1 protein-coding gene and 2 pseudogenes are annotated in these 3,020 nt (G+C 56.5%); 2 read left to right on the forward strand and 1 reads right to left on the reverse strand.

Annotated features, from left to right (window positions below; genetic code table 11):
* Positions 1-6 precede the first annotated feature (6 nt).
* Positions 7-342, reverse strand: a pseudogene (locus tag DH08_RS37410) (LEPR-XLL domain-containing protein); the annotation flags it as partial.
* Between the two features lie 1,121 nt (positions 343-1,463).
* On the opposite strand from DH08_RS37410, the gene DH08_RS16015 reads away from it, so the two are divergent.
* A complete protein-coding gene (locus DH08_RS16015) occupies positions 1,464-2,216 on the forward strand; it encodes an ABC transporter ATP-binding protein (protein WP_192180223.1) in 753 nt (250 codons plus the stop codon).
* Positions 2,213-3,020 (forward strand): annotated as a pseudogene (locus tag DH08_RS16020) (permease); the annotation flags it as partial. The gene DH08_RS16015 and the pseudogene DH08_RS16020, both read left to right, overlap by 4 nt.

Genomic DNA, 3,020 nt, shown 5'->3' on the forward strand with positions numbered 1-3,020 from the left:
GTCGACTGCGAAAGGCAAGACGTCGGCCGACAGCAGATAACGCGCCTCAAGCGCCTCAAGCGCCAGGTTCGGCAGATCTGATGTCTTGCTGGGCCGTCGGGCTCGCCCCGGTGAGCGCCTCAGGAGCGAACTCGCCAGCCAACGACCAAATACGCCAGGGACTGGCGCCTCTTCTTTGTTGGCTAATATAAATCTCTTCTGGAACGATTCAAAAAATGCTGGCCTCGACAAAATGTTCATTTTGCCCCCCCGATATATGACCGCAGATATATGAATGTATGGTAGAACGCTAAGGTACATCCGAAAATTCTTGAACGCAAGACGATGCAAGCAATGCGACATGTCTATATTTGTGTAAAATTTGTGACAATATAGAATATCTATGTATATATAGATATATTATGTTATGATGCATGAATGTTGGTTACGTGTTACGCGAATTGTGTTTAGTAAATCTGCATAATATCTCGTATTAAAAATTTTTGTGTATAATTTAAGCTGGTATTTCGAAAATAAAGCATGATTCTAGAAGCATTAACAGACCCGGCCTTGGGATTTCAGTACGCGCTTCCGTTACGGCAGCCAAGAAATCTGAAGAAGGAACTCGGCCATTCGCCGAAGGTGAGATTGGTGGTAGTGATGTTCGAGGTGCACTCGTAAAGCTTCGAGAGCATGTGTATCGACCGGCCTGCCGATCGCGCTCGACAGCACCGAGAATTTTTTGGCGTCGAGCGAAACATGCACGTCTTCGACCCCCGAAGACGGAAATGCAGTGGAAGCCATCAAAGCGTTACAGCTGTCGATCGGCCGACCAACCCGACGTACAGCAGAAACTCCTCATCTTTGAGCGCAGACTTTCTGCGTTCTGCTTCCAAATGGCCCCAAATCAACCAAATGGCGAGCGACTACCGGAAGAAGGGGGTTCGAGTCCAAAACAGCGACGTGAATAGAGTTATGAAATACAACAAAATCAATAAGTTAAAGCAATGGTGGGCCCGGAGGACGTATCAGAATCCTTGATTTTATTGACTTTTTCGTGGGACAAAATCAGAAATCTTCCCGTATCGTTCCGCATGGTCCCGTGACGCCACACCGACTGAACCTCGTTTGCGAACATTCGGAGCCATGCTCCAGAACGGCGGCAATGGGACCGGTTGCTGACTGTCCGCTTCACGGCAAATGATCCCGAAAAGCTGACCTTGGTTCAGGTGGCAAGCATTCTATCGGATGGCGATCCGTTGTCCGGCTGCGCCGAGGCCTCCAGACTGATTCTCAGCCAACACCGCGCGCTGCAGCGTGCTTATCCCGCTACCCTGCCAGGGTAGCCGAGCCCGGATGATCGGCGTGCACGGGGTCCGATTACCGTTAGTTAACCAATGGGACACGGCGTCTCACGCACGGGTGCGGCCTTCACCCCTGGGAAACCGTTGCCGGGCTACCAACTCCATCCATTGGAGACTGCCATGGCCGATGAGACGACCACTGCGAACGCGCTCGAAATTCGTGGGCTCTACAAAAGCTTCGACAAGCCTGCGGTGGCTGGCCTCGACCTGACCGTCAGGGCGGGCGAGTTTTACAGCCTTCTTGGCCCAAATGGCGCCGGAAAGACAACGACGCTGCGCATGGTCGCGGGGCTGCTGCTACCGGATGCGGGAACGATCACCATTGCAGGTCGCGACGCGCTCCGAAGCCCGGTCGAAGCCAAGCGCATCGTTGCCTGGATATCGGACGAACCGATGATCTACGACAAGCTCACGCCATTCGAATATCTCGAATTCGTCGCCGGTCTGTGGAGCGTCAAGGCAAGCACGGCACAGGAACGGGCAAGGCAGCTGTTCGATCTGCTGGACCTTACGCCGCATGCACACACGCATTGCAGCGGCTTTTCGAAGGGCATGCGACAGAAGGTGGCGTTGGCCGGAGCGTTGGTCCATGACCCGGAAATCATCATCCTTGACGAGCCGCTGACCGGCCTTGATGCCGGCTCGGCGCGTCAGGTCAAGCGGGTATTGCGCGAACGCGTCGATGCCGGCGCAACGGTCATAATGACGACGCACATTCTGGAGGTGGCCGAGCGCATGGCTGAACGCATCGGAGTCATTGCCAAGGGTAGGCTGATCGCTGAGGGCACTTTCGAGCAACTGCGGCGGCAGGCCGGCCATGGCGCCGGAACCCTCGAAGATACCTTCCTGGCTCTGGTAGCCGAAGCGGCATGAGCGCCCATCCCGCAACGATCGGTTGGCTAGCGGCACATGAATTGCGCCTCTCCTGGCGCGACTGGTTTTATCTCTTCACTGCGGGCAAGAAGGGGCGTTCGCGCAGGATAGGCATATTCTTGATAGTCGGCGTGCTACTCGCGCATGCCTTCGCGCTGTTTGTGATTCGACGTTTCACCGCCGCCGATTTTCCCGTTTCGCGCGCCAACTATCTGCTGCTGACCAGCGGTGTGCTGCTCTATTTCTTCCTGATGACCTCGCAGGCGATGGAGGCGGCGACCCGTGTGCTGTATGCCCGCGCCGATCTGGAATTGCTGCATTCATCCCCGGTTGCGCTGCGGCGGGTCTTTGTCGTGCGCCTGACGATGATCGCGATTTCGATCGGCACCATGGCGATGCTGATCGCATCGCCCTTCATCAACGTCTTAGCTTGGCGCGAGGGAGCTCAATGGCTGGCCGCCTATGGCGTGGTGTTCTCGACGGGGTGCGTTGCAGCTGCCCTGGCCATCACGCTAACCGCGTTTTTGTTCAACGTCGTAGGCCCGCGGCGCACGCGCTTTGCCGCCCAGTTTGTGGCCGCAGTCGTCGGCGCGCTGTTTGTCATCTCTCTGCAGGTCATCGCTATCTTCACGACCGACACGCTCTCGCATTTGGCGGTCCTGCGGGACGAGTGGGTAATCGCGCTTTCACCGCCCGAGGACAGCTTAATGTGGTGGCCGGCGCGAGCCGCGCTTGGCGACGGCGTGAGGCTGGCCTGGGTGCTTGGCTGTGCGGTGGCGTTGGCCGCCGCCGCCATTGCAATTT

The organism is Mesorhizobium amorphae (assembly GCF_014843845.1).
GTDB lineage: Bacteria > Pseudomonadota > Alphaproteobacteria > Rhizobiales > Rhizobiaceae > Mesorhizobium > Mesorhizobium amorphae_A.